Origin of the sequence: Paenibacillus sp. GCM10027626 (genome assembly GCF_042676285.1) — a bacterium.
GTDB lineage: Bacteria > Bacillota > Bacilli > Paenibacillales > Paenibacillaceae > Paenibacillus_Z.
In genome coordinates, this window is sequence record NZ_JBHTHC010000007.1 from 140,733 (window position 1) to 164,670 (window position 23,938).

Sequence of the window (23,938 nt, forward strand, 5' to 3'; positions counted from 1 at the left end):
CTACCAGTCGAAAGTTCAAGCTATAACAGCAGCCGCAGCAAGATCATCGACGCCATCCCTACGATCACTGTCCCAAGCAGGCTGCGCGTAAAAATAGCCGTCAGAAATGTGGGCAAAGCGGCAAAAAGCTCAATTTTATTTTGGAGTGGATCCAGCTTTCCATCTGCTACAAGCAGCTCCTCTCCTACCAATGCAGCCATGACAGCGACCGGCACATAATTTAACCAGCGCAGCAGCCACTCGGGAATCCGCAAGCGGCTAAGCACCATAAGCGGAACAACTCTTGGAATGAGCGTTACAATTGAAGCGCCGATAATAATCCATATAATATGCCATCTTATTTCCATTTTCCCACCAACATTCCGATCGTTGCCGCAATTACCGTCGCCGCTATAACAGCCATACTGCTTGATAAGAAATAGCTCGCTCCTGCAACAATAGCCGCCGCGCACAGCGCAACTGCAAGATCAATCCAAATTTTTTTGCGATTCACAATTTGCAGCACCAGCAGCCCGATTAACATGGCAGGCAGCGCAAAGTCTAAACCGAACTTCTCGGGACTTGCAATCCAGCGACCGAGAAAAGCCCCTGCCATTGTCGCCAATATCCAGTTCACGTAAGCCGTTATATTAAGGCCGTGCATCCACTTCTCGCTGATTTGCTTTTTGTCCGGCGGCTGATTGATGGCAACCCCGAACGTCTCATCTGTAAGCAGCGTGCCAATAAGCATCGTTTTCAAAGGAGCGAGATGACGAAAATAGGGCGACAAGGCCGCGCTAAGCAGCAGATGCCGCAAATTGACGATAAATACTGTAAATACAATAGCGGCTGCAGATCCGCCCGTTGCGATCATGCCAGCGACAATAAATTGCGCAGAGCCTGCATAAATAAGTATGGACATTAACGTAATTTCAAGTACGCTTAACCCGGCCGTGTTCCCTACAACGCCTGCCGCGAATCCAATGCTCAAATAGCCTAACAATGTAGGGATACAGTCTTTTACCCCTTGCAGAAAACTGTCCTCGCTGCTCCGTTCACTATGAAGTCTCTCTTGCATGTCTTTCCCTTTCCCTTTCCGTAAATCGCAAGCATCTTTTATTATAGCAGAAACTTAAAAAACAGGCTTTGCATACATTGCAAAACCTGCTGGTATATATGTCTATGAATACATCTCAGCGAAGCGATTTTAAAGCGGATGACCAGCTGACGACTTGGTTCAACATGTCATTTACATGCGCTTGATGCAGATCCGCGGGCTTGAACATGGTGTAATTTTCGAAGTCGGTAAACAGATTTAGTGCCGGATGCGTGCGAACGTCGGCCACTTGCAGCTCTGCCAGTATCCCCCGCAAATGCTCAGCGGCGCGCGTCCCGCCTGAAGAGCCGTAACTGACAATGCCTGCCGCTTTGTTGTACCATTCTGTCCGTGCAGAGTCCAGCGCATTCTTTAAAGCACCAGTGATGCTGTGATTATATTCTGCAGTGACAAAAATAAAGCCGTCCAGGCTGGAGATTCTACTCGCCCAAGCCGCCACTTGCTCCCTCCCTGCCGGGTCTCCTAAAAATGGCAAATTGAATTGTTCCAGGTCTACAATTTCATATGCGGCATCTCCTCGTTGATCAGCTATATCCTTAATCCATTGGCCGACCTGTGGACTGACTCTCCCCGGACGTGTGCTCCCGAGAATAATTCCAATCGTTAATAGAGTCGTTGTCATACGTTATTCCTCCCTTGGTAGTTAACATTAATGTTAGTGACCAATAACTAACATATTGCCTATACGTTTACCTCCTTATCCTCCTCCCTGCGTAGTAATGAGCCGCGAATACCGATAAAAATAACTAAAGAGACAAAGCCGGACAACGCACAAACGGCAAACAAGTAAAGATACCCCAAATACTGGGAAACTAAACCAAGTATAATCGAGCCCAAGCCAATTCCTAAATCCATAGCCGTGAAATAAGAAGCATTGGCAACTCCTTTTTTCGTAGAAGGGACAAGATTAATTGCGGCTGTTTGCAGCGTAGGCTGCGCCGATCCAAAGCCGATTCCATACAAAACTGCTGCGCACAGAACGCCAGACAAGCCGTGGGACAAGCTCAAGATGACAAGAGCGGCAATCGTAATCACTAATGAAGGAATAATAATGGCTGCTTCGCCGTAACGATCCGTCAGCTTGCCTGCAACCGGACGAGTCAAAGTTAAGGCAATGGCGTATACCAAGAAGAAAGTACCGGAATTGACTTGAATGGATTCGGCGAATAGCGGCACAAATGTCGTGATTCCCCCATAAGTTAGTGCCAGGAAAAAAGCTGCTGCAGATAGAGGCAGAAGCGTTTTTTCAAAAAACACCATTTTCGTCTGCTTGTTGACAGCAATGGACGGAATCTTCGTGAGCAATGCGATCCCGATGGCGACAGCGGATAAACAAGCAGCGAGCAGAAACAGACGGTCGAAAGAAGCGTTTTGAACCATCCACACCCCGACAATCGGCCCGATCGCCATCGATACCGTCATAGAAAGCCCATACCAGCCCATTCCTTCCCCTCGCCGCTGAGCGGGAATAACATCAGTAATCGAAGTGCCAATGGATGTCGTGGACATCGCCCATCCTAAGCCATGCAATATCCGCAAAAGAATGAGCAGCAAAATTCCGCTCGCCCAGCTGTATAGAAAAGTAGCGACGGTCAAAACAATTAAACCTGCAACAATAAAAATGCGTCTGCCATGCCGGTCCAACAGACCGCCAATAAATGGGCGGGCGGCAACCGCCGATAGTGTAAAGCCTCCGATAATGAGCCCCAGCCGGGATTCTGCTACACCAAGCTGCTTAATATACAGCGGCAAAGCAGGAAGAAGAATATAGAACCCGAAGCATAAGAAAAATAATGTCAACGTCAAGCCGATAAATGATTTTGTCCAAAGTCGTTCCATACTTTATTTCCCCTCGTGTTTGATAGTTAGTACTAACTAACATCGTGCTGAAAAAAAATTATATCTCTAATCCTTTGGCTATTATGGCTACTACTTCCTGCAAGTCTTCTGCTATCGCATTCTCCTCCAACAAAATGCTGGAAACATATCTGCCATAATTGAAGCGCATAAGCGTCAGTGCTTGGGTTTTCGGGTCCCCTGGGCGCACCTTCCCCTTTTCCTGCATCATTCGCATATACTCCGTCACAACTTCAAAAAATTTGGATGCGTTCTGGTGCAAATTCAAATGCATCTCCGGCATTGTTTTCCTTTCCATTACGGAAATTAAAAATAGCTTTTTATTTTTTTTCAGCACGTTATGATACAACTCACTAATCATCATTAAATCCGCTTCGAGCTCATAAGTGATGTTGTTCTGGATCGTCTGTTCAATAGGCGCTGAAAACAGATAAGTGTCGATTACAGCATCCAGGATCGCTTTTTTGGAGCCAAAGGTGCGGAATACCGTCATCTCGCTTACGGATGCGGCGGCAGCTATTTCTTTTACAGTTACGGCCTTGTAGCCTTTCTCTGACATCAGATCGATGGTAGCAGACAAAATTTTGTCGGCAGTGCTTTCTATCTTAGCGCTCATATATCGCCTCTTCCTGTTAGTTAGTGACAACTAACATTTGTTGTTTACATACTACCTTTTTCCAAAGTAATCGTCAAGCCCAATTCAGCGCGGCGAATTTGCTATAGCTAATAGCTATAGCTAGATATAATTTTTTGGAGTTATTTATAGTGAACAGGACATGGTATTATTGGTCTTAACGAAGAAGAAACGAGGAGAGATGCAGCATGTCCCAGATTGAAACAATCAGCACAAGAGAGATAACTCCCTTCCGCTTTGATATTGTAGGCAGCTTTTTGCGTCCGCAGGCTTTAAAGGATGCCAGACAGAAATTCCAAAACAATGAAATTTCTGCGACCCAGCTTCGCGCTGTCGAAGATCAGGAAATTGTCCGGCTTATCGCCAAGCAAAAGCAAGTTGGTTTAAAGGCTGTAACGGACGGCGAGTTCAGACGCTCATGGTGGCATCTCGATTTCATGTGGGGCTTTAACGGCATTGAAAAGTTCAGCAGCGATAAGGGCTACGTCTTCAAAGGCTTTGTCACGAGAGCTGAGACCGCCCGCGTGTCCGGCAAAATCCAATATAATCCCAACCACCCTTTTATCGAACATTTTATGTTTTTGAAGGAAGCAGCCGGCGAAGGGGTCATTGCCCGGCAAGCGATTCCCGCTCCGGCTCAAATTTTGCACGAGGTGCTCCGCGGCGATAACCGGGCCAGTACAGATGCCGTTTATGCCTCTGTGGATGAGGTTATTGCAGATTTGGCCGAAGCTTACCGGCAAACGATTCTGGCTTTTTATGCCGCCGGCTGCAGAAGCTTGCAATTGGATGACACCACCTGGGGAGTACTTTGCGATCCGAAAAACCGTGCAGTAATGGAGAGCAGCGGCACTAATGTCGATGAGGCGCTGGCCCGCTATGCCAAAATCAACGAAATCGCCACAAACGATTTGCCGGGCGACTTGGTCATCACTACGCATGTATGCCGCGGCAACTTCCGTTCCACCTATATGGCAACAGGCAGCTATGATGTTATTGCCGATGCTTATTTCAACCAGCCGAACTACGATGCCTATTATTTGGAGTTTGATACGGAGCGCGCGGGCGGTTTCGAAGTGCTCAAAGGCTTGAAAGGCCGGAAAGTCGTGCTTGGCCTCGTCTCCTCTAAAACAGGCGAACTGGAGGACCGCGCGCACATTATCGCCCGGATTAGAGAAGCAGCACAGTATGTCAATCTTGATGATATTTGCCTAAGCCCGCAATGCGGCTTTGCTTCTACTGAGGAAGGCAATCTGCTGACTGAGGAAGAGCAATGGAAGAAACTCGCCTTCATTCGCGACGTTGCTGGTGAGGTGTGGGGTTAAGGCAACGAACCAGGATATGAGCAAAAAACCGTCTCTCGATTCATTTCAAAGGGAGACGGTTTTTCTTCGTTATACGCGATTACTTAGCTTGAATATATCCTTCCGCTTTGAGCAGCTCTGCAATCAGCAGGGCGCCGCCTGCAGCGCCGCGCAGCGTATTATGCGACAAACCGACAAATTTATAGTCGTAAACGGAGTCCTCGCGCAATCGGCCTGCAGATACGCCCATTCCGCCTTCAATGTCGCGGTCCAGCTGGGTTTGCGGACGGTTTTCTTCTTCAAAATAAGTGATAAACTGCTTAGGCGCGCTTGGCAATCCAAGCTCCTGCGGACGGCCCTTGAATTCCTGCCAGCGCTGCAAAATTTCTTCCTTCGACGGCTTGTTCTCGAACGAAACGAAGACCGTAGCCAAGTGGCCGTCCGTTACCGGAACGCGGATACATTGGGTTGTAATGACAGGCGAGCTCGCTTTCACAATTTCGCCATTCTCAACTTTACCCCAAATACGCAGCGGCTCCTGCTCGCTCTTCTCCTCTTCGCCGCCGATGTATGGAATAACATTATCGATCATTTCCGGCCAGTCGGTAAAGTTTTTGCCCGCTCCGGAAATCGCTTGATACGTTGAAGCCACTACTGTAGTCGGGTTGAACTCCAGCAGCGCGTTCAGCATCGGTACATAGCTTTGAATAGAGCAGTTCGGCTTAACGGCAATAAAGCCTTTTGAAGTTCCCAGACGTTTGCGCTGGGCAGCGATCACTTCAATATGCTCCGGGTTGATTTCCGGAATGACCATTGGAACATCCGGCGTCCAGCGGTGAGCCGAGTTATTCGAAATAACAGGCGTTTCCGTTTTCGCATAGGCCTCTTCCAGCGCTTTAATTTCATCCTTTTTCATATCGACTGCGCAGAAGATAAAGTCCACCTGTCCGGCAACCTCTTCTACCTTTGAAGCATCCTGGACAACAATGTTTTTCACGTCTGCCGGGATATCTCCAGCCATTTTCCATCTATTTTTCACAGCTTCCTCGTAAGTTTTCCCTGCAGATCCGGCACTGGCCGCAATCGTAGTTACTTTAAACCAAGGGTGCTGATCCAGCAATTGAACAAGCCGTTGGCCGACCATGCCTGTTCCACCAACGATACCAACTTTCAGCAATTCTGACATGAGCTATTTCAACCCTTTCATGAAATTATCTTCTTGTACCACCGTATGTTTTATATGCGCTAAGGTTCCAATGCCGCGCAACAAAAAAATCCCACCCCCAAGACAATTGTCTCAGGGACGAGATTGAATGCTCGTGGTACCACCCCAGGTTCGCTAATATGTCGCCATATTAGCCTCTTCAAGTACGGCATTACAAAGTAATGCTTATACTCTAGCTCTGTAACAGGAGCTCCTGTCACACCATCCCCGCACGAATCAGTTCCGATGTGCTGCTCAGAGGCTTTTTTCAATAAAAACTTCTTTACTCCTTTTCAGCTGCCGGAGCTCTCTGCAAAAGAATGTTTTTTATCTACTCTTCTCGTCTTCGCATTTGATATCTTTTTTATAGTATCAAATAATGACAACAAGGTAAATAACATTTTGTAAAAAAACAAATTTTTTATCGCGAAATAGCCGAAAGTCCCGCTCCATTCAACATGCGTTTAGCCCCTGCCATCTCTCAATGGCGCCCATACAGCCCGCGTCCAGGCCATCTGCAGCCCAACCCGCTCCATATTGTGCTGACTTGAGCTTCCAAAGTTCGCCTGTGCGACAACGAGCTCACAATTTGCTTTGTACGCTTCATGCAGCCGCCAGTGCAAAGTGCAGTTTGCAAGCCATTCCTCCTAAATTGTGGCGCAGTGGCAGCCAGCGTGAAGGAGGCAATATTATCGTTAATATGCATAACTGAGACAGCGGCAGGAAGACCGTTCCAATAAGCCAAAAACAACTTCCAGCCGGCACGGTGCAATAAACCGATATTATTATTGGCAAAATGGTGCTTATGCGCGATATCCATCCCCGCGCCTACACAATGAATTTCGGCGTAAAGATCAAAATCCGCTTCATTCTCAGTCTCGTGTATATCGATATTGTCAGGCAGGGCAGGCCGCTCACGGCAAGGCAGACCATAGAGGACGGAATGAAAGCTTTCCTGGAACAATCCATTTTCAGCGAGCTGTCTTAGCAGCTGCGGGCTTGAGACGAACGGATCGATGTCGAGCTGAAACCTCCGCTCTCTGTCACGGTAGAACGTTATGATCTCCTCTATGTTGCCCAAATCTGCTTGCGCGAATCCCTTAATGGAGTTGAAGAGAGCCCAAGGCATGGATTTAATGTAGAAAGCTGTGCAGCTCGAGCCGTTAAATCTTTTAATTTCGACACCTTCCGGATTTCCGCTGCGTTCGCCGATTGAGCTGATTCTCGATGTAAAATAATCCACCTCGGACTGTTGTATTCGCTTCGCCAATCGTTCGTTAATAATAGGCAAGTGCAATTAACAATCACTCCCAGTTCGACATCCTCCCCCGCCTACACTTTGCTTAGAGGCGGGGGATTCCCCTTATTCGCCTCATTAGCGTGAAGCAGGTTCAGTTACCGTTTCCTTAGGAATTTGTTTCATGATCACAGAAGAGGTTCGTACGCTCGCTTCTGTACCCGAACAAACTCCGGGGTTCAGTTCCGTCCATGTTGAACGTCTTTGGTGTGACGGATAGAACTTCTCGGTTAGATATTCAGCACAGTCAGGTGCCTTATGCAAGGTATCTAGCCCTGCACAACGGCTTTTTACGCCGTCGTTTTGTCTTATATGACAAGAGATGGTCTGCGGGATATGACGAAGGCGGCATTGACGTCCGCGTTATCGTGATAGCCGCAAGAGCATTGGAATTGATCTTTCCTGCGATGGTTTTTCCGTATGATTCCGCACTGACTGCATTCCTGAGAGGTTTTATAGGGATTCACCTTTTCCACGTTTAGCTCGGCTAATGCGGCTTTATAGGTGATCTTTCGTTCCAAATCATAGAACGCCCAAGCATGAATATTGCGATCTGCACGCTTCCAATATTTTTTCATCGAACGGATGCGGCTCAGGTCTTCCAGCTTGATGATGGATGCCCCGCTCGCACGCGCAAATTGCACGATATTTTTGGCCATGACATGATTCCAATATTGCATCATACGCCGTTCTTTATGTGCGAGTCGTTTGAGCGCTTTCATGTTTTTCGCTTGCTGGATTTCCCTTCGCAAACGGGCATACCGCCTGCGGATATGGCCAATACGTTTCCCGTTAAAGGTCAGGTAGTTCCCCGTATCGGCATCGGCAGCAACCGCAATGAGGCGTAATCCGCGATCAACGCCAATTGCTTTGTTCGTTTTCGGCCTTTCCTGAAGTTCAAAGGAAAGGGTGAAAGCAAAATACCACTTCCCCTTGCGCTCAAAAAGCTGCGCATTCCCTTTTTTCGGTTTCGAGATTCCTTCGTATGAAGGTTTATAGTGTTTGCTGTTTGGATCCATTTCCCCAGTCAGAAGATAATTCACCCAAAACAAAGCATAATCGTTGACGCTGGCAGGCACATATTTATCGATGGTTAGATGGCCTTCGATGGTGGGGATGCCAATTTTCAGGTGTCCTTGATCGAAACGGAGCCGCCAGTTCTGATTGTCAAACAAAATCGAGATATTCGCTCGAAAGGAAGGAAAACCCTTGGTGTTGGCATGCTTCCGCCAATCTTGATACCGGCTGACAGCCAGTTTTCTTGCTTCTTGAAGCAGTGTTGATGGTAAAGGTATGGAACGAAGGAGGCGATCCAACTCTGTTGCGTTGCGTATTGGGGACTTCTGCAGGTGTAGAAGGGCTTGATTGCTAGCTTGTGAGAAGTGGGAACGCATCGTTTTATACATGTCTTGTTTCACCAATGTTGGCCGATACAAAGGAAGTTTGATCGTAATCGTATTCATACTCATTTCCAATCCCCCCATATCTACCATTATACCAGAACGTCAGTTCGGTTTCAAATAGGAAAAAACGGCTTTAAAATCATGTCGGACAATTGAGATGGCAAAATTGCCACCCTTGTCCGAAGACGATTCATCTCCTACCTAAGCTTCCGCTTTGAGGAAGGAGTCTTCTCGTCTGTATTAGATAACGTAATATTTTCACCCGTTTCTCGCTCATTCTTAGTTTTTCAGTCTATATTGGTTTACACTCAGGGTTTTGACCGTAGAGCATTTGAGTACGAACACAGTCTATTGGTGTATTTGCAGGTATATCTAAGAAATATTCTAGTTGCCATATCTGAGTTTTTTGAGCCTGACGACTCGTAGGCTTGTCCCAAGGTGGGTAAACGCGTATGGCTCTTTTACCACCTTTCCCTTCATTGGATACGATACCCTTATTACATAGAACAGCTTTTGGAAATACAAATTGACCAAAGTTATTTCCTTCGCGGGTGCTAATAACAAACAAATCGACTGGATCTGATATGTCATATGGTTGAATCGGTCCATTCCCAATCCGCTCCCACAAAGTCACAAATTGTCCAATCTTTGTAGGAGTGATTTTGGCAACACGAAATCTAATGGAGAGGGCATCCAAATTAAATACATAGGCCCCATATTCAGCATTTTGTGCTTCTATTCGTGGTTGAGAGCACTCAAATCCGCATGGACTATAGACAAGCGACTTGGCGGCAAGAAGGTCACTATTAATTGTGACAGAGGAAGGCCAGGAATTTTGACAGCTAGGATCAACTTCTGAAAAGTTTCGATTTATCTCATCCATTATTGAACGGCAATATAAATTTCAATCGTACTGTCAGCATTGTACTTTTCATAATCAACGGTGTATGCGCGCTTAAGCTGGCCTGCGCCTTCCTGCTCCCATACCTTCTGCCACGCTTTCACCACACCCAACTCATCCTGCGCATCCACTTTGAATATTTGATAAGCTGCCGAAGCCGGGATGTCGATAAGGGAATGCGGTGTGTCGGCAACATCCTTCGCTTCCACCGCGACACCTAAGGAATAGTCTCCGCGATAGTCGCTTGCATAGTCAAAATAAACGCCGTATGTACATGCCGCCGGATCATGGAGCTGCTGCGAAGCTTGCTTCCACAATTCCTGAATTTTATTCATCATCTCAGGGTCGTCAAAGTTATTGGTGCGAGTCTGGCGGATCAAACTTAGTTTCATCACGGCTCAACCTTTCTTACAAAAATATGATTTTTGCTTCCATAAACCAATTATAAAACATTTGTTCGCATTTTTCAAAGTTTTTGACCATAGCGCTATTACCAGCTTGCGCGATCACGCAAAAAATATGCGGGACGATGGCGGGTTTTCGCCCTGTTCTACGGATTTGCTCATATTGCGAATCTGCTAAAGTAAAGAGGCCATTCAATCATTCGCAGCGAGGAGTTAAAGCTTATGCCTATTTTACCTGCAAAAAAGAAGAGATCCTGGCTCGCATTAGCGCTTGTCGCCGTCCTGATTCTCCCTGCTCCCGCTTATGCAGCCGCTACGCCTGCTTCCCCTGCCGGAGCAACCGATGCCAAGGAAGTGGAGACGTTCATGGACGGTTTCTTCAAGCGCAAAGACATCCGGGACACACTTGCCGGCGCGGTTGTTGTCATCGTCAAGGGAGACAAGACACTGCTCAAAAAAGGTTATGGCTACGCCAACATAGAAAGCCGGACGCCGGTCGATCCCGACAAGACGCTGTTCCGGCTGGCCTCCGTGTCCAAGACCTTTACAGCTACCGCGCTCATGCAGCTGGCCGAGCAGAAAAAAGTCGATTTGAATCGCGATATTGGCGCGTATTTGGCCGATCTGCGAATTCCGAACGAGACCGGAGCGCCGCTGACCTTGAAGCATCTGCTGACGCATACGAGCGGCTTTGATTACACGGAAGCGGCTGAGGACGAAGGCCCGCCACAGGATGTTTATCCTTTGGACGCTTACATCAAGGACAACCTGCCCGGCGTAATCCGCAAACCCGGTGAAGCGTACCGCTACGATAATTACGGCTACAATCTCATCGGCTACATTGTACAAAATGCAGCCAAAAAACCATTCGAGCAGTTTGTTGCGGAGAACATCTTTGCGCCGTTACGCATGACCAACAGCTACTTCGGCCTTACAAGCGATGTGGAGCAGCGGCTGGCGACGCCATATGACGGCGCGGGAGAGCCGCTTCCGCAATATGCGACGCTTCCCAACTTTTCGCCTGACGGCGGTCTCATCTCGACCGGCGCGGATATGGCGCGGTTCATGATCGCCGAGCTGAATGGCGGCAAGCTGGATGGTGTCTCCATCCTGAGCGAACAGTCGCTAAAGGAGATGCAGCAGACAAGCGTATCGATTCATCCGGACATTCCAGGCGTCGGCTACGGCCTCGAGTCGTCCTTTCCCGTTTATGCGAACGGCCAGTTCGTCATTGACAAGAGCGGTGCGGCGTCAGGCTTCCAGTCGCATCTGTGGTTGCTGCCTGAGCGCAAGACTGGACTCTTTATCGCCTTGAACAGCTCGCAGAATGCTCGAACGGTTCGCGCCAAGCTGTTCCAATCTTTTATGGACCACTATTTTCCTCAAGCTAGGAAGCCCGGCGAGCAAGTTTCTCCCATAAAGCAGACGAAGGAGCAGCTTCGCCGGCTGGAGGGCACCTACCGGGATTTGCGGCTCCCGATGTGGCATTACGAAATTACCGCCCGCGATGGCGGCTTGACGGTAAGCGGCTCGAACGGCGAGCACATCTTGAAGCAGCTAAAGGAACTGCTGTTTGAGGACGAGAATGGGCAGAAGGCCGCTTTCAAGGAAGACGGCAAAGGAAATATCGCTTATTTTGCCTATAACAAATCTGACAGCTGGGCGGAAAAACTGCCAGCTCCCCGGCCCTATCGCGATGTGCCGGCTGCTCACCCCTATGCCAAGTTTATTTATTACGTCCAGCAGCAAGGGTTGCTCGGAACAGAGGACAGCCCGGAATTCCGGCCGGAGCAGCAGATCTCCCGCGGACAATTTGTCGGCTTGCTGATGAGGCTGGGCAGAGCGCCATTATCTGCAGAACCGACAGCCTTCGCGGATACGGCTGACAGTCCGTATGCGGCCGAAATCGCAGCCGCTCTGGAAGCCGGAATCGTCAGCGGCACTCCATCGGGAAAGTTTGAGCCGGAGCGGACGATCACCCGCCAGGAAGCGGCTCTCATCATGGCGCGCGCATTGATCGCCGGATTCGGCTCAGCCGGTGCAGCCGCCCTTGAAGCCAAATTGGCCGGCGATACGGCCGGCTGGGCCTTGAAAGGCGTGCAAACCGCTGTAGCAAGAGGATATTTTGGCCCGGAAGTCAAGCAGAACGCGGACGGCTCTGTTGATTTCCGCTCCAAGCAACCGCTGCTTCGCCAGGAAGCGGCCGCGATGCTATATCATTTTCCATAATGTTGGACATTCAGGATAAGCAGCCTCCCCTTGCGGCGCAGGCTGCTCTATTTATTAGGCAAACATGGTATACTTTATGCGGGTGATTACTTACGATGAAAGCAATAAATCGTTCACATTCAACGCGTAAAACCGGCTATTGGCTAGCTGCATCCGTTGCAGCTTTCGTCATCCTTGCCGCGTATATTTACACGGCCTCCTTCAAAGCTCCTTACATTGGCATTCAACTCAAGCCGGTTTCCGGTTCGGACTGGCTCATCGAAGCGATCGAGGAGAACGGAAAGGCAGCCGGCTGGGAAATCGAAACGGGAGACCGCATTGTCCATATAGCCGCCAGCCCCGAGCCCAAGCTGATTAACACCGGGACTGGAGCGATACTGAGCAAGGCGGGGCTGCTTGTCGTCGAGAAGCAGGACGGACGCAGGCTTGAGCTGCAAGGCACAGCCGATATGGATACCATCGCTCAAACGGCATATTCGCTTGCAATTGCGCTGCTGCTGCTCGCAATCGGCGGGTATGCTGTATACACGATGCCGGAATCGCGCGTCATCCGTTTATTCTATTTGCTCAATTGGACGATGGCTTTATGTATACTGACCGAGTTTTCAAACGAGAAAAGCATATCCGAGATCGTGATGACCTTCTGTGCGATATGGCTGCCTTATTTGCTGCTTTCCTTCTATTTTCTGTTCGTATTCCGCACCATCCACAGCCGGTTCAAAAAGCTGCAGCAGTCCTTTCTGATTTACTCAACTGTTTTTTCGGCATTAATCGTCTACTTCATATTTTCCGGCAGGGATGTTTCCGGATGGGTCGTCAATTTGCTGAATTTCACCATCCTTGGTACATTGGCCTTGCTTGCGGGCGTCACATTCGCACGTTGGAACATGTTCGATCGCATGGAGCGGAACCAGCTGCTTATCCTGTTCTCCGGATTGTATCTAAGCCTAATGCCGTATACGCTCTTATACGCCTTTCCGAAGCTTGTCTATGAGGATGAAATTGTGCCGATCAAATATACACTGGTCGGGCTTATCCCTTTTTCCGGCACGATCGCCTTCCTGCTGGTCAAACGGAGCATGCTCGACGTGCGCATCTATGTTCCCAGACTGCTCATTCACAGCCTGTACCTAAGCGCTGCTTTCACCATGTTCGCTGCGGCCGCCAAAGGACTGTCAGCGCTTGAGCTAGGCTCGCTGTTTATCCTGTTCCTCCTGCTCACCTATGCCTATCACAAAAGCTTGCTGCGTTTCCACCGCAAAGCCGAGCAGCGCGACGAATGGCTGGAACGGCAGACGCTTCTGCTGTCTAGACGGCTGGGGACAAAAAATAGCGGCAACGCGGGTACATCTGTCCAAATCCTGCTGGAGGCTCAACAGGCGGAACGGATTCGCACTACCTACTTCTTGCACGACCATCTGCTGCAGAATCTGATCTTCCTGTCACGGGATCTCGAAGAATTGCACGATACAGGCATAGCCGATAAGGAGCAAATTGCCATCTGGCTGAAATGCGTCTATGATTCACAACGCGATATACGTACGCTATGCGACGATTTGTATCCGCACATTATTGATAAAGGCGATCTGAAGGAAGCGCTGCAATGGCTCATGCGGACAATGCGGGAAAAAGGAGACATCCGAATTGAGCTGAAATATGAGCTTGAGGAAAGCGTACCGGCGAATGAGCTGATCAAAATCAATCTTTTCCGGGCGATCCGCGAATTTGTCCATAATGTATTCAAGCATTCCCAAGCATCCGCAATGAGCATTCGTCTGTGGAAGGAGCAGCAAACGATTCATTGTCAAATTACCGATAACGGCAAAGGCTTCGACGCGGCTGCAGCTTTCGATGCTTCACCTGCAGGAGCAAGAAGATTCGGACTGCTGACTGTCCATAGCCAAATTCGTCATCTTGGCGGGAATACCGATATCGCCTCTTCTCCGGGAAAAGGAACGGTTGTTACGGTCAGTCTGCCGCTAGAACTGGAGGTGCGCAACCATGCTTAAAACGATTCGCGTTGTCCTGCTCGACGATCATCCCTTAGTACTGGAAGGTTTGAAAAACCGGCTGGAAAAAGAGCCGGATATCGAGGTGCCGCAAACCTTCTCCGAGCCGCGGGAGCTGCTCGAGAAAATCGGCGATCTTCAGCCGGACGTACTCATCATGGATCTGTCCATGCCCGATATGGACGGCTTCGAATTGGGAAAGCTGCTGAAGGAGCGCTTCGGGCATACATTGAAAATCATTCTTCTATCGGGCTACACCTACGACGAGTTTTACAGCAAGGCATATGAAATCGGAGTGCATGCCTACTTGTCCAAGCAGAGCACTTACACCGAGATTATTAATGCCATTAAACAAAGCATGATGGGGTATGCTCTCGTCTCTGAAAAGGCGCTGAGCAGGACAAATCTGCTCACGCCGACGGAGCAAGCGGTACTAGCAAAGGTTGCCGAGGAGAAAACGAACAAGGAGATTGCCCAGGAGCTGGCGATGAGTCAACGTACGGTCGAATACCATCTGTCGGCAATCAATCAGAAGCTTGGAGTCAAAACGCGTATTGGTGCGGTGGCGAAAGGCTACGAAACAGGCTTGCTCGGTTCATTGCGCCAGCGGAATCAATGAAAACAGAAAGATCGAGCTCTGAGCATTCCGTTCAGGCTCGATCTTTCTTTATTCTTCTTCTCTTATTAAATGACGCTGCGGATGCTTTAACCGGCCTGCCTTGGTAAGTGCTTCCCGCAACAAATATTCAATATGCCCGTTTACACTGCGAAATTCATCCGCAGCCCATTGCTCCAAAGCCCGATGAATGTCCGGATCAAGACGCAGTGGAAAAGCTTTCTTCTGCTTGCTCATGAACTTTCCCCTAGCTGTAGAGAGAGCCCGTATTAATAACTGGAGTCGCCGCCCGATCCGAAACGATCGACACCATCAGATTATTAATCATCGCCGCTCTGCGCTCTGCATCGAGCTCTACCCCGCTGGCTTCGAGCTGTCTAAGCGCCGCTTCCACCATGCCAACCGCGCCTTCAACAATTTTTTGGCGAGCGGATACAATCGCAGTAGCTTGTTGTCTCTGCAGCATGGCGCTGGCGATTTCCGGAGCATAGGCCAAATGCGTCAATCTGGTCTCCAGCAGCTGTACACCTGCAACATCAAGGCGCTTCTGCAGCTCACTCATCAGCTCTGCGGCTACCTCGTCGGCATTGCCGCGCAATGAAAGCTTCGTATCGTCCGTGAATGTGTCATAAGGGTATTGCGCAGCGACATGGCGAAGCGCCGTCTCACTCTGAATGCCGACAAACTTCTCATAATGATCGACATCGAAAATAGCTTTTGCCGTATCGCGCACTTTGAACACAACAACCGCGCCGATTTCTACCGGATTACCTTCCGCGTCATTCACTTTCAGCGTTTGACTGTTAAAGTTTCTCACTTTAAGTGATACATTCGTTTTTGTCGTGAACGGAAGCACCATCCATAAGCCGCTTTCAATAACAGTGCCTGTATAGGTACCAAAGAAGGTAATCACTTTCGCCTGGTTCGGCTGCACAATAACGATCGAAGAGAAACAAATCCCCGATAAAGCAACTAATATAATGCCAACAGGAATGCAGTATACAGGGAGGTTTTCAGTAATGATCGTGTACAAAGTTAGAAACAAACCGCCCAAACCCGCTATTAGTGCTACGAACAGCGCCAAATATCCACTTACATGCCATGCTTTTTTCTCTCTCATCGCCCTCACCCCATATCTTTTTGATATTTATATGATATCACTTTTTACATATTTATTCAATTCCTTTTCATAAAAATCTTGATTGTCATGCGACAGTTGAACCGATGATCCGTTATCTTGTCGAAAATCAGCGAATTCGGAGGCTTCGCGGACAGACGGGGGCTGTCGATATATAGATATAATTTAGGATCAGCTGAGCTCTCGTACCGCCCTGGCTGCATCGGAAAAGAAGGCGGCGTCGCTGCCGAAGCTGGCTGCGCTTCGAGGGCTGGCGCCGCCCGTCAGCCTAGCTATCGGGAAACACCCGGAATGCGGTATTTCTGCCGCTTCGCTGGTGCTCCCTGCCCCGGCCTCACTATCGTTATTTGAGTATGACTGTACTATTTGAGTGCTCGTAAATTGTTTACAAACAAATGGTTTGGTAAAACTGTTCATTATAAAAATAGTCTAATTTTTTTGTTGAACTATCCTGCCCGTTACTTCAATAAACCAAAATGGAGCCGCGGCGAGCAGCTCCAGACTATCGTTCCTCGATAGAGTAATGTTGTATGTGACTAATGCTGTTACCGATCAGGAAACATTCCACTACGTCTTGCGTGACCTTGAAATCCTTGCTGCCGTAGCCGACGCCGGCGCCATCCGAAATCGAATCGGCAATCGGCTCGTCGCTGATGTACCTTGACGTGTCGATTGAGGCAGATATCGCCTGAAGCGCCCGATGACGGGATGAATTGGCCGTCGCCATCGTGTTTTGGAACTGCCCTAGTGCATGCTCTCGCGTCTCGATCACGCCGGAACCCGGCAAAATGTCGTGAAATTGACTAAACAGCACGTTCCGCCAAGCTTCCTCGAATCGATTGATCGGATAAGCCGCACCGGTTTGGAGATGGGCAATCGCTCCGAGCGCTTCGGCTTCGTAAAGCGCCGCCTCCGAAGCGCCCTTCGTTAACTTTGAACAAGCGGTAACCATATTCGAGCTGGGTCAGAATCCTTTCCGGCCAATAACCGGAAGCTTTATGTTTGTTCAGTTGCTGTAATTTGGGCACAAGCGAATGCATGTCGTTCTCTCCCTCTATGCGGATACTTGTTAATCTGGGATTTTCCGGCTAAAGAATGATATCAATCTACAGCTCAAATAAGTTGTAGATAGATATCATTTAGCGTATCCCGTTTACTCTGTAGAGCATTAATTTCTTAATCATTTCATTATTGCTCCGTCACCAGGGTGGCGATTTTTTTGGCAGTCAGCGTCAGGCAAACCGCCGCTTCTTCCTGCTCCATAGGTCCGATGATTTGTTCGTTTAGGCTTGTCTCGTGCGTTGCGCGGCTTCGTTTGAAAAGTTCTCCTCTCATGTGAACAACCTGCTCCTCCATGCCCAAGTTCACGAGCCGAACCGTCACTCCATGGCCGGAATCGGCCATTTTCAGTGCGGTGAGTTGAACGGAAGGATCGCATTCGATGGCCGCCCACGACAGTTCGGGCGCCAGGCTTCCTCCATGAATGGAAGTCGTGATCGCGCGCATGGGTACATTGAACTGATAAGCTTCACGCACCGCGAAACGATAGTCTCCCCGGTGAGGTACAATGGCGAAACGGGCGGAGTAAGGCCCGATGCATTGCGCGCCGGGAGTCGGGAAGTAATTCCAGTCGCCCAGTTCGCCGACACTGCGCAGCAGCGTCAGCGCCATCGTGTTTCGGCCGTCCCGCAGCACTTCGTATTCCGGCAAGCCTTCCGCGGCAATCGCGAGCCCGCCCGATCCGTCGCTCAAATCGAAGAAGGATTGCATTCGTTCATTGCGCGCCGGGTTCGTCCATCCGCTCCACGGTTCGATATTCCGCTTCACCACGTCGAACGGCGCGTCCGCATAGACGCTGTCCGTACGGAGATCGCTCGGGAACAACACCCGTAGCCTGTGGTCCTTAATTTGATTATCAAAGCTAACCTCCACTTCTACGCTGCGCGCTTCCGTTCCCAGGCTCAATAGGATTTCGATTTTCTGCTTTTTCTTCTGACTTGACCGCGTCGACGCTTCGCGCTCCACTGGAAGCTCGAGGATATGCTCCAGGCGAACGGACGCGGCAAAGTTAGTCGATACATTTTCCAACCGCGCTGGGCGACCGGCCGTTGTGATCGGCTCCGTTCCTTGTGCGGCGACATACATATATTCGTCTCCAATGTCTCCCGTGTCCTCGAGGATAAGCAAATCCTTGAACACCCTGCCTGTCTCTTTGTCCGTCAGCCGAACTCGGCCATCTCCTTCTACTTCGACGCGTAAATAGGCATTTTCCAACAAGGCCGAACTGTCGGAGACCGTGCAAATAGGCAGCTTTCGTTGCGGGAATTCGGGAGCCGGCATAGCCGCCTTTTCCATCCAGAGAAACGACTGATGGCCTACCGAGGGAACGTTCCTGGCGAAGAAGCGCAGGATGTAGCGCCGTTTTTTCCATGTAATGCGGAACTTGTCATCGGGCAGCGTAAAACCGTGCACCCAGCCGCGATCCTCGCAGTCATACGGAACGGGTTCTCCCTTGCAATCGAGCAGCACCCAACGGTCGGTTTGAATTTCCTCCTCGGTATCCACTTCTGCTATAACCCATTCGCTTCGTTCCCAACCGAGCGAATTGAACACGACTACCGGAACCGCAACACCTTTCGCACTTTCCGACTCGGCAGAAGCAAGCAGCGACGCGGTGTCAACAGCCGTTGCAATCGACTCCAAAGCTTTACTGCTTAGCGTTTCGGCGATTTGCCAGGCCTTACGGTATCGGGTAACCATTTCCTCATGCACTTCGTCAATGCTGCATCCGCAGATAGAATCGTGCGGATGATTTTGCAGCAGCAGCTTCCAAGCATGACGGACAAAAGCTTCCGGATAAGGCTCGCCTAGCAAATGAGCGATCGCCGTAAACGGTTCAACCCACCGTTCCAATTCCGTCTGAAGTCGGACGTTCCATTGCTTCAGATGCATCCTCGCAGACGCTGTATTGACGAGCGTTCCCAAACCCGTCGTATATTCGCCAATCAACTCGCCTGATACCGTCGGCCAATCCGCCGGGGAGCTTCGAAGTGAGGCGAAATAATTCGGAAAATGGCTGTGAATAAATGTATAGTCGGGCAGGATGCGATTGAGAACGTCGATGGCTTGACCAATATCCGCCTGTACTGGCTGGTGATCACAGCCATTCATCAATAAAAGATGTTGCGTCGTTGCCGCCCGCTCGACGTTCTCCAGCACTACTTTGGCCCGTTCCCTTGCCGCAACGGGATCCGTCGGTAATTCCATTCCGTTGTGATACCAGTTCGCTAGAAACACGGATAAAACTTTGGAGCCGTCCGGTGATTCCCACCATAATTCGGACGGATAGCGGTCGATCGAATCGGCATCGACCGTATTATTTTCCGCGATGGCGTTGATCCCCCGCCCGAATACCGCCGTGTCGATCGCAAACCCGCACAGCAGCTGTGCGGTCTGCGAGATATTGCCGAACGTATCCGGGTAGTAACCGATTTTCACAGTCCCTCCGAGCTGTTCAGCCCGCCGCAAGCCGATTTGCAGGTTGCGAATTTGCGCCTCACCGCTCGTCAGAAAGGCGTCTTGCAACACATACCACGGACCGACGAACAATTTGCCGGCTTCCACCAGCTTACGGATCCTGGATTCCTGATCGGGCCGAATTTCCAAATAATCGTCAATCGGAATCACGTGTCCATCCATATGGAAAAACTCGAACCCATTGCCCTCGGTTTCCAGCAGTTCCAACACCCGGTCCATTAGTTGAACCAGCCTCATGCGAAACTTTTCGAATGGCATGTACCACTCGCGATCCCAGTGGGAATGAGAAATAATGTGAACCGTCTTGTTCTCCAAACGAATACTCGCTCCTTTCGATTTGCTCTTATCTCTTTTCTCTTTTCTCTTTTCTCATTGTTAGTAGAGACGTTCTACCTCAATACCGTTCACCAGCGCGTCGCCTGTTTGCCCGTTAAAATCCAGATTTAACTGCCCGTCCGCCACATCGACCGTAAATTCGAAGCGCTGACCCCGATATTGTCCGCCAGCAATGCGGTCGTACACCATCTTATAGATGTCGTAACCGGACAAGATGTCATTCCCTTCGGCCTGCAGGGAAAACTGGCGTTGATAAGATTGCGTATTGGCAAGCTCTGCGAACGCAAGTCGAACCCGGTACGTCCCGTTTGGCACGTCAAACTGGTAACCGAACGAACTGCCATGTCTTTCGCTTTGAAACAGTGTTGTAGGGAAATCGTCATTGTCACTATCGACAACCGTAACTGTATTTGCCGTGGAGCCTGTCGCAGTCGTTCCGGTATATCCGTAACCTTGCACGGATGAATATGCTTGATCCGCCACCCATGCTCGCCCGCCGGCATCGGTGAATCCGCTGCCTCCTGCATTAACCCTGTATACTTTCGGGCTTACGACTTGAATCGAAATTGTTTTTGTATCGCCAAACCAGGATACCCCATCCTGCACCATGCGCAGCACCAGATTATAAGTATTCGGCGCAGTTGGAGCCTGGAGGTCAAATCTGAACATTTTTTTATCGCCTTGACGAATAGAATCATTGTTGTTCAAAAACACGCGCTGATTCGCAGCACCGGAGCTGTACCCGCCATCATTAAATTTCACAATGGAAAAATCATTACCCGTCGGTGTACCTAGGCGGTAATTCGCTGAGGAATTCCATATCCACGAGCCCCGATTCACCACTTCAACTTCCACGGAATGCTGGGAGCCCGCGGCCATTTGCAACGGAATGTTATCGCTTGTGAATGCCGCATCATTCGTGGCATTCGTTACGTTCACGTTAAAGGAAACGGCTTGATTCGCCCAACCTGTACCCTCATGAATCATATCGACCGAGAACGTATGCATCCCTGCCGCAGTCGGAGCCGTAATATCGAAAGTAAAAGATTTTACGCTTTCAGGAGCAATGGAATCCTCTGCGTTCAAATAAACCCTTTGATTCGTGGCCGAAGTACTGCTGCCGCCGTCTTTGAAATTGCTGAACTTAAATTCGTTTGCTGCTGTCGCGCCAAGCCGGTAATTTCCCGTGAGAGTCCACGTTTCCGTTCCAACGTTTTTGAGAGAAATCGTCACCCGCCTGGTCGAGCCGGCTGGCATATAAACGGGAACTGCAGCACTGTTTATCAACGCCGCATCCAATCCGGTACGAACGGATGGTACGACCATAATCTCTTTCTCGAACGTCGGACCGAACCATGCCGTCCCGTCCTTTACCATTCGTCCGGAAAACACATATTCCCCTCGTTTGGCCGGCGCTTGCACGCTAAAGACGAATGTTTTGCTGGAACCGGGTGCAATGGATTCTTCAGCGGCCAAAAATGCCCGTTGATTCGTTTCGGAGTTGCTGAATCCCCAGCCGGAAGATCCGGTCCATATAATGCTGTTTACAATCGATTTTTTAAAATCTAAATCATATGCCGGAATTGATCCCAACCGGTAATTGCCTGCTGCTGTCCAAGTAGTGCTACCGACATTTTTTACAGTTACGCTTACCGCTCCGGTTGTACCCTCGGCCAATTCGATTGGCACGGAGACGGAAGTGACGATAGCCTGATCTCCTGACGCCGCCACGACCGGAATAGATCTCGTATATGGAGTTCCCACCCAGGTGGCCCCGTCACGTACCATGTGCCCGCTGAACGTATACGTTCCCGTTGTCGCCGGAGCCGTTATCGTAAACGTAAACTTCTTCGTGCCTTGCGGTGCAATGCTTTCTCCTGGGGATAGAAATACTCTTTGATTCTTTGCGTCGATGGAATATCCGCCGTTCAAGTTTTTCCAGATGAATTGATTGCTCGTACTGGCGCCGAACCGGTCGTTCGTGCCCATCGTCCATGTCGTACTTCCCACATTGCGAAGAGTGACATTGACATCATAGTCATAGCCGGCGACCATTTGTTCGGGCATATCAACCGACAGGACGATACCATCATTAGCATTGGATGTAGTGGCCTGCCTGATCAAGCTATAGAAGCTATAAGGATCGACCACTTCATAATTCCAGGACGGATGATCCGCCTGCATTTTTTCATATAGGTCATTAATGAAGGAAGGACTAGCAAACGAGGAGCGGATCGTAAGAAAGTTATTCTGTCCACCCGGATTCGTCAATGCTGAAGTTACGTTGTAAATGGTCGCTGCCGCCGAGTTCAAGTCATATCTATCCACACCCAAATTATTCGTAATAACCGCCATATTGCCATTGCGGACAGCAGGGGTGCCGGTCGCTGCAGAAACCGTGATGCCATCCGCGCTATACTTGGAATAGGATTGCTCAATGGTATTGTTTGGCGCGCCTGCGTTCCCGTTATTGATAAAGCCCGACATTGTCATACCGGCCCGTTTATAGAGCAGTTCGCTCCAAGTAGTCCAATTGTCCAGGCTTGGAAGAAAACTTGGATTTGCGTAACCCGCTCCGGAAGAGCCGGCATAGAAATAGTCATTAGGCGTCGCCGTATCGTACATGTACTGGGCGATGTCCGGATAGTCGCGGATCATGTTCGGCACGACGCCCCACGCTAACGGATATTTGCCTCTTCCCTTATCTTCCCATATATAAGGTAACGATTGATGGAGCATCCCACCATCATGATCACCCATGTAAAACAGCACATATGTTTTATTCGTTCCTAACACGGGTCTGGCAGGCGATTGCGGCATATTTTTCAAACCGGTGCCGATCGGCGCCCAGGAATGGAAAGAAGCGTTCCCATATCCAAGCGTGTCGATCGCGCTGGTAATGTGGACGTTGTATTTAGAAAATTCCTCGACGCTCTTCCATTCACCGAATACCGGATCGTGCGAACCCCTGTTGCCGACAGAAGAATATTTATCCCACCAGGGAATGAATCCGATCATTTCGATTGGCCAATATTGACCCCAAATCGAATAAGCGGATTGCAGAATGGATAACAATACTTCCCTGTCTCTTGAAATTGTCGTATTGCTCGTACCCGTTCCTTCGTTAGGCGCATCGCCCGGTTTCTCGTTGCCGTCGACCGATTGGATTCCCCAGGGCGACAGATCGAAAGCAAACCCTTTATTTTTCACAAGGTAGTCGCGCTCTACGGCGAAACTTTGCGGATTGATCGATCCCGGTTGACGGACAAACCCATCCTCAATAAAGCCAAGCAGGCCGGCATTCACTTTTCCAGTATCCAAATAGTTGGTTTTCGCCCATGTATAAGCGTCCGTCTTCGCGTTGGCGCCTGAGAAAGGCCCTCCTCCGTTGGCTATCGTCAGGTTGCAGGAACAGCCTGTTTTCACAGCCAAATTGTTCGGTGCGCTTACCAACCGGTTATACAAATTGCCGCCGGCCATTACAATGGGAGCGCCTTCGTAACCGGCCATCGTCGTGGCCACGTTAACGGTTGCATCCACTTTCGGATCCCATAGGATTAGACCGTTGATGGTGCTATTGAATGTAGAGACAAGGTCTTCAATCGTTGAAAGCGTCGTAACCGTCGCTTCGCTCAACCATTGCCCCCGCTGTGTAAACTTGTCCAACCAATAAGTATTGATGCTGTTGTACTCAGAGGTGGCCACATCTCCGAAAGGAGCGCCAAACTTATGGTTGCGAATATACAGCCTCGGGCCTTGTTGGTTGACGATACCTTGCAATGTACTGACAAACAACTCCATGTCGTACCAATCGGTACGGTCCGCCGTATCGCGGTATTGATCGAGATCAAACACATAAATCGTCGATCCGAGACTTGCCGCCTCCGCTTCCGACGCGGAGTCCATGGCGGGGGCTATCAACGCCAAGATCAAGATCAAAGCCATAAGAAACCGAAAAAGCTTCCTACTCATC

At 49.6% G+C, this 23,938-nt stretch carries 19 protein-coding genes and 1 other annotated feature; of the genes, 4 read left to right on the forward strand and 15 right to left on the reverse strand.

Annotated elements, in window-relative coordinates:
- Nucleotides 1-20: 20 nt before the first annotated feature.
- The 5 genes from ACFQ0N_RS15380 to ACFQ0N_RS15400 all read right to left on the reverse strand — a co-directional run bounded on the left by ACFQ0N_RS15380 (nucleotide 21) and on the right by ACFQ0N_RS15400 (nucleotide 3,569).
- Nucleotides 21-347, reverse strand: a complete 327-nt coding sequence (locus tag ACFQ0N_RS15380) for an AzlD domain-containing protein (protein WP_379327569.1) — start codon at nucleotides 345-347, stop codon at nucleotides 21-23.
- The gene (locus ACFQ0N_RS15385; protein ID WP_379327571.1) at nucleotides 338-1,057 is read right to left on the reverse strand and encodes an AzlC family ABC transporter permease; all 720 of its coding nucleotides are present in this window, start codon (nucleotides 1,055-1,057) and stop codon (nucleotides 338-340) included. The genes ACFQ0N_RS15380 and ACFQ0N_RS15385 overlap by 10 nt, the downstream gene beginning before the upstream one ends.
- Nucleotides 1,058-1,172: 115 nt before the next feature.
- Nucleotides 1,173-1,718 (reverse strand): NADPH-dependent FMN reductase, encoded by a 546-nt coding sequence (locus ACFQ0N_RS15390; protein WP_379327572.1) that lies wholly within the window; start codon nucleotides 1,716-1,718, stop codon nucleotides 1,173-1,175.
- A 59-nt stretch (nucleotides 1,719-1,777) separates the two neighbouring features.
- Nucleotides 1,778-2,935, reverse strand: a complete 1,158-nt coding sequence (locus tag ACFQ0N_RS15395; protein ID WP_379327574.1) for an MFS transporter — start codon at nucleotides 2,933-2,935, stop codon at nucleotides 1,778-1,780.
- A 58-nt stretch (nucleotides 2,936-2,993) separates the two neighbouring features.
- Nucleotides 2,994-3,569 carry a TetR/AcrR family transcriptional regulator gene (locus ACFQ0N_RS15400; protein WP_379327576.1) on the reverse strand — a complete coding sequence of 192 codons (576 nt, stop codon included), beginning with the start codon at nucleotides 3,567-3,569 and terminating at the stop codon, nucleotides 2,994-2,996.
- A 206-nt stretch (nucleotides 3,570-3,775) separates the two neighbouring features.
- Here ACFQ0N_RS15400 and ACFQ0N_RS15405 point away from each other — a divergent pair, with 206 nt between their 5' ends.
- A complete protein-coding gene (locus tag ACFQ0N_RS15405) occupies nucleotides 3,776-4,912 on the forward strand; it encodes a 5-methyltetrahydropteroyltriglutamate--homocysteine S-methyltransferase (protein ID WP_379327578.1) in 1,137 nt (378 codons plus the stop codon).
- Nucleotides 4,913-4,991: 79 nt separating this feature from the next.
- Here the strand turns inward: ACFQ0N_RS15405 and asd are convergent, their stop codons facing one another.
- The 5 genes from asd to ACFQ0N_RS15430 all read right to left on the reverse strand — a co-directional run bounded on the left by asd (nucleotide 4,992) and on the right by ACFQ0N_RS15430 (nucleotide 10,088).
- The gene (gene asd / locus ACFQ0N_RS15410; RefSeq protein WP_379327580.1) at nucleotides 4,992-6,077 is read right to left on the reverse strand and encodes an aspartate-semialdehyde dehydrogenase; all 1,086 of its coding nucleotides are present in this window, start codon (nucleotides 6,075-6,077) and stop codon (nucleotides 4,992-4,994) included.
- A gap of 110 nt (nucleotides 6,078-6,187) precedes the next feature.
- Nucleotides 6,188-6,451 (reverse strand) — a binding site (T-box leader).
- Between the two features lie 125 nt (nucleotides 6,452-6,576).
- Nucleotides 6,577-7,392 carry an N-acetyltransferase gene (locus ACFQ0N_RS15415; protein ID WP_379327582.1) on the reverse strand — a complete coding sequence of 272 codons (816 nt, stop codon included), beginning with the start codon at nucleotides 7,390-7,392 and terminating at the stop codon, nucleotides 6,577-6,579.
- Nucleotides 7,393-7,700: 308 nt separating this feature from the next.
- Nucleotides 7,701-8,861, reverse strand: a complete 1,161-nt coding sequence (locus ACFQ0N_RS15420) for an RNA-guided endonuclease InsQ/TnpB family protein (protein ID WP_379327584.1) — start codon at nucleotides 8,859-8,861, stop codon at nucleotides 7,701-7,703.
- A gap of 226 nt (nucleotides 8,862-9,087) precedes the next feature.
- The gene (locus ACFQ0N_RS15425) at nucleotides 9,088-9,678 is read right to left on the reverse strand and encodes a MepB family protein (RefSeq protein WP_379327586.1); all 591 of its coding nucleotides are present in this window, start codon (nucleotides 9,676-9,678) and stop codon (nucleotides 9,088-9,090) included.
- Nucleotides 9,678-10,088, reverse strand: coding sequence for a GyrI-like domain-containing protein (locus tag ACFQ0N_RS15430; RefSeq protein WP_379327588.1), 411 nt, complete (start codon nucleotides 10,086-10,088; stop codon nucleotides 9,678-9,680). The genes ACFQ0N_RS15425 and ACFQ0N_RS15430 overlap by 1 nt, the downstream gene beginning before the upstream one ends.
- Nucleotides 10,089-10,322: 234 nt before the next feature.
- Between ACFQ0N_RS15430 and ACFQ0N_RS15435 the strand changes: the two genes are divergently transcribed.
- The 3 genes from ACFQ0N_RS15435 (at nucleotide 10,323) to ACFQ0N_RS15445 (ending at nucleotide 14,957) form a co-directional block, all read left to right on the forward strand.
- On the forward strand, nucleotides 10,323-12,329 hold the full coding sequence (locus ACFQ0N_RS15435) for a serine hydrolase domain-containing protein (RefSeq protein WP_379327590.1): 2,007 nt from the start codon (nucleotides 10,323-10,325) through the stop codon (nucleotides 12,327-12,329).
- Nucleotides 12,330-12,424: 95 nt separating this feature from the next.
- The gene (locus tag ACFQ0N_RS15440) at nucleotides 12,425-14,338 is read left to right on the forward strand and encodes a sensor histidine kinase (protein ID WP_379327592.1); all 1,914 of its coding nucleotides are present in this window, start codon (nucleotides 12,425-12,427) and stop codon (nucleotides 14,336-14,338) included.
- On the forward strand, nucleotides 14,331-14,957 hold the full coding sequence (locus tag ACFQ0N_RS15445; protein WP_379327594.1) for a response regulator: 627 nt from the start codon (nucleotides 14,331-14,333) through the stop codon (nucleotides 14,955-14,957). Before ACFQ0N_RS15440 ends, ACFQ0N_RS15445 begins: the two co-directional genes overlap by 8 nt.
- 48 nt (nucleotides 14,958-15,005) lie before the next feature.
- Here ACFQ0N_RS15445 and ACFQ0N_RS15450 read toward each other — a convergent pair whose 3' ends face one another.
- The 5 genes from ACFQ0N_RS15450 to ACFQ0N_RS15470 form a co-directional block, all read right to left on the reverse strand.
- A complete protein-coding gene (locus ACFQ0N_RS15450) occupies nucleotides 15,006-15,191 on the reverse strand; it encodes a type II toxin-antitoxin system antitoxin (RefSeq protein WP_379327596.1) in 186 nt (61 codons plus the stop codon).
- Nucleotides 15,192-15,201: 10 nt separating this feature from the next.
- On the reverse strand, nucleotides 15,202-16,074 hold the full coding sequence (locus tag ACFQ0N_RS15455; RefSeq protein WP_379327598.1) for an SPFH domain-containing protein: 873 nt from the start codon (nucleotides 16,072-16,074) through the stop codon (nucleotides 15,202-15,204).
- Nucleotides 16,075-16,594: 520 nt separating this feature from the next.
- Entirely contained in the window at nucleotides 16,595-17,044 is a 450-nt protein-coding gene (locus ACFQ0N_RS15460; RefSeq protein ID WP_379327600.1) for a hypothetical protein, read from the reverse strand.
- Between the two features lie 236 nt (nucleotides 17,045-17,280).
- The gene (locus tag ACFQ0N_RS15465) at nucleotides 17,281-19,944 is read right to left on the reverse strand and encodes an alpha-mannosidase (RefSeq protein ID WP_379327602.1); all 2,664 of its coding nucleotides are present in this window, start codon (nucleotides 19,942-19,944) and stop codon (nucleotides 17,281-17,283) included.
- Between the two features lie 60 nt (nucleotides 19,945-20,004).
- Nucleotides 20,005-23,937: a malectin domain-containing carbohydrate-binding protein gene (locus ACFQ0N_RS15470; RefSeq protein ID WP_379327604.1), complete on the reverse strand. Its 3,933-nt coding sequence runs from the start codon at nucleotides 23,935-23,937 to the stop codon at nucleotides 20,005-20,007.
- Nucleotide 23,938: the final 1 nt, after the last annotated feature.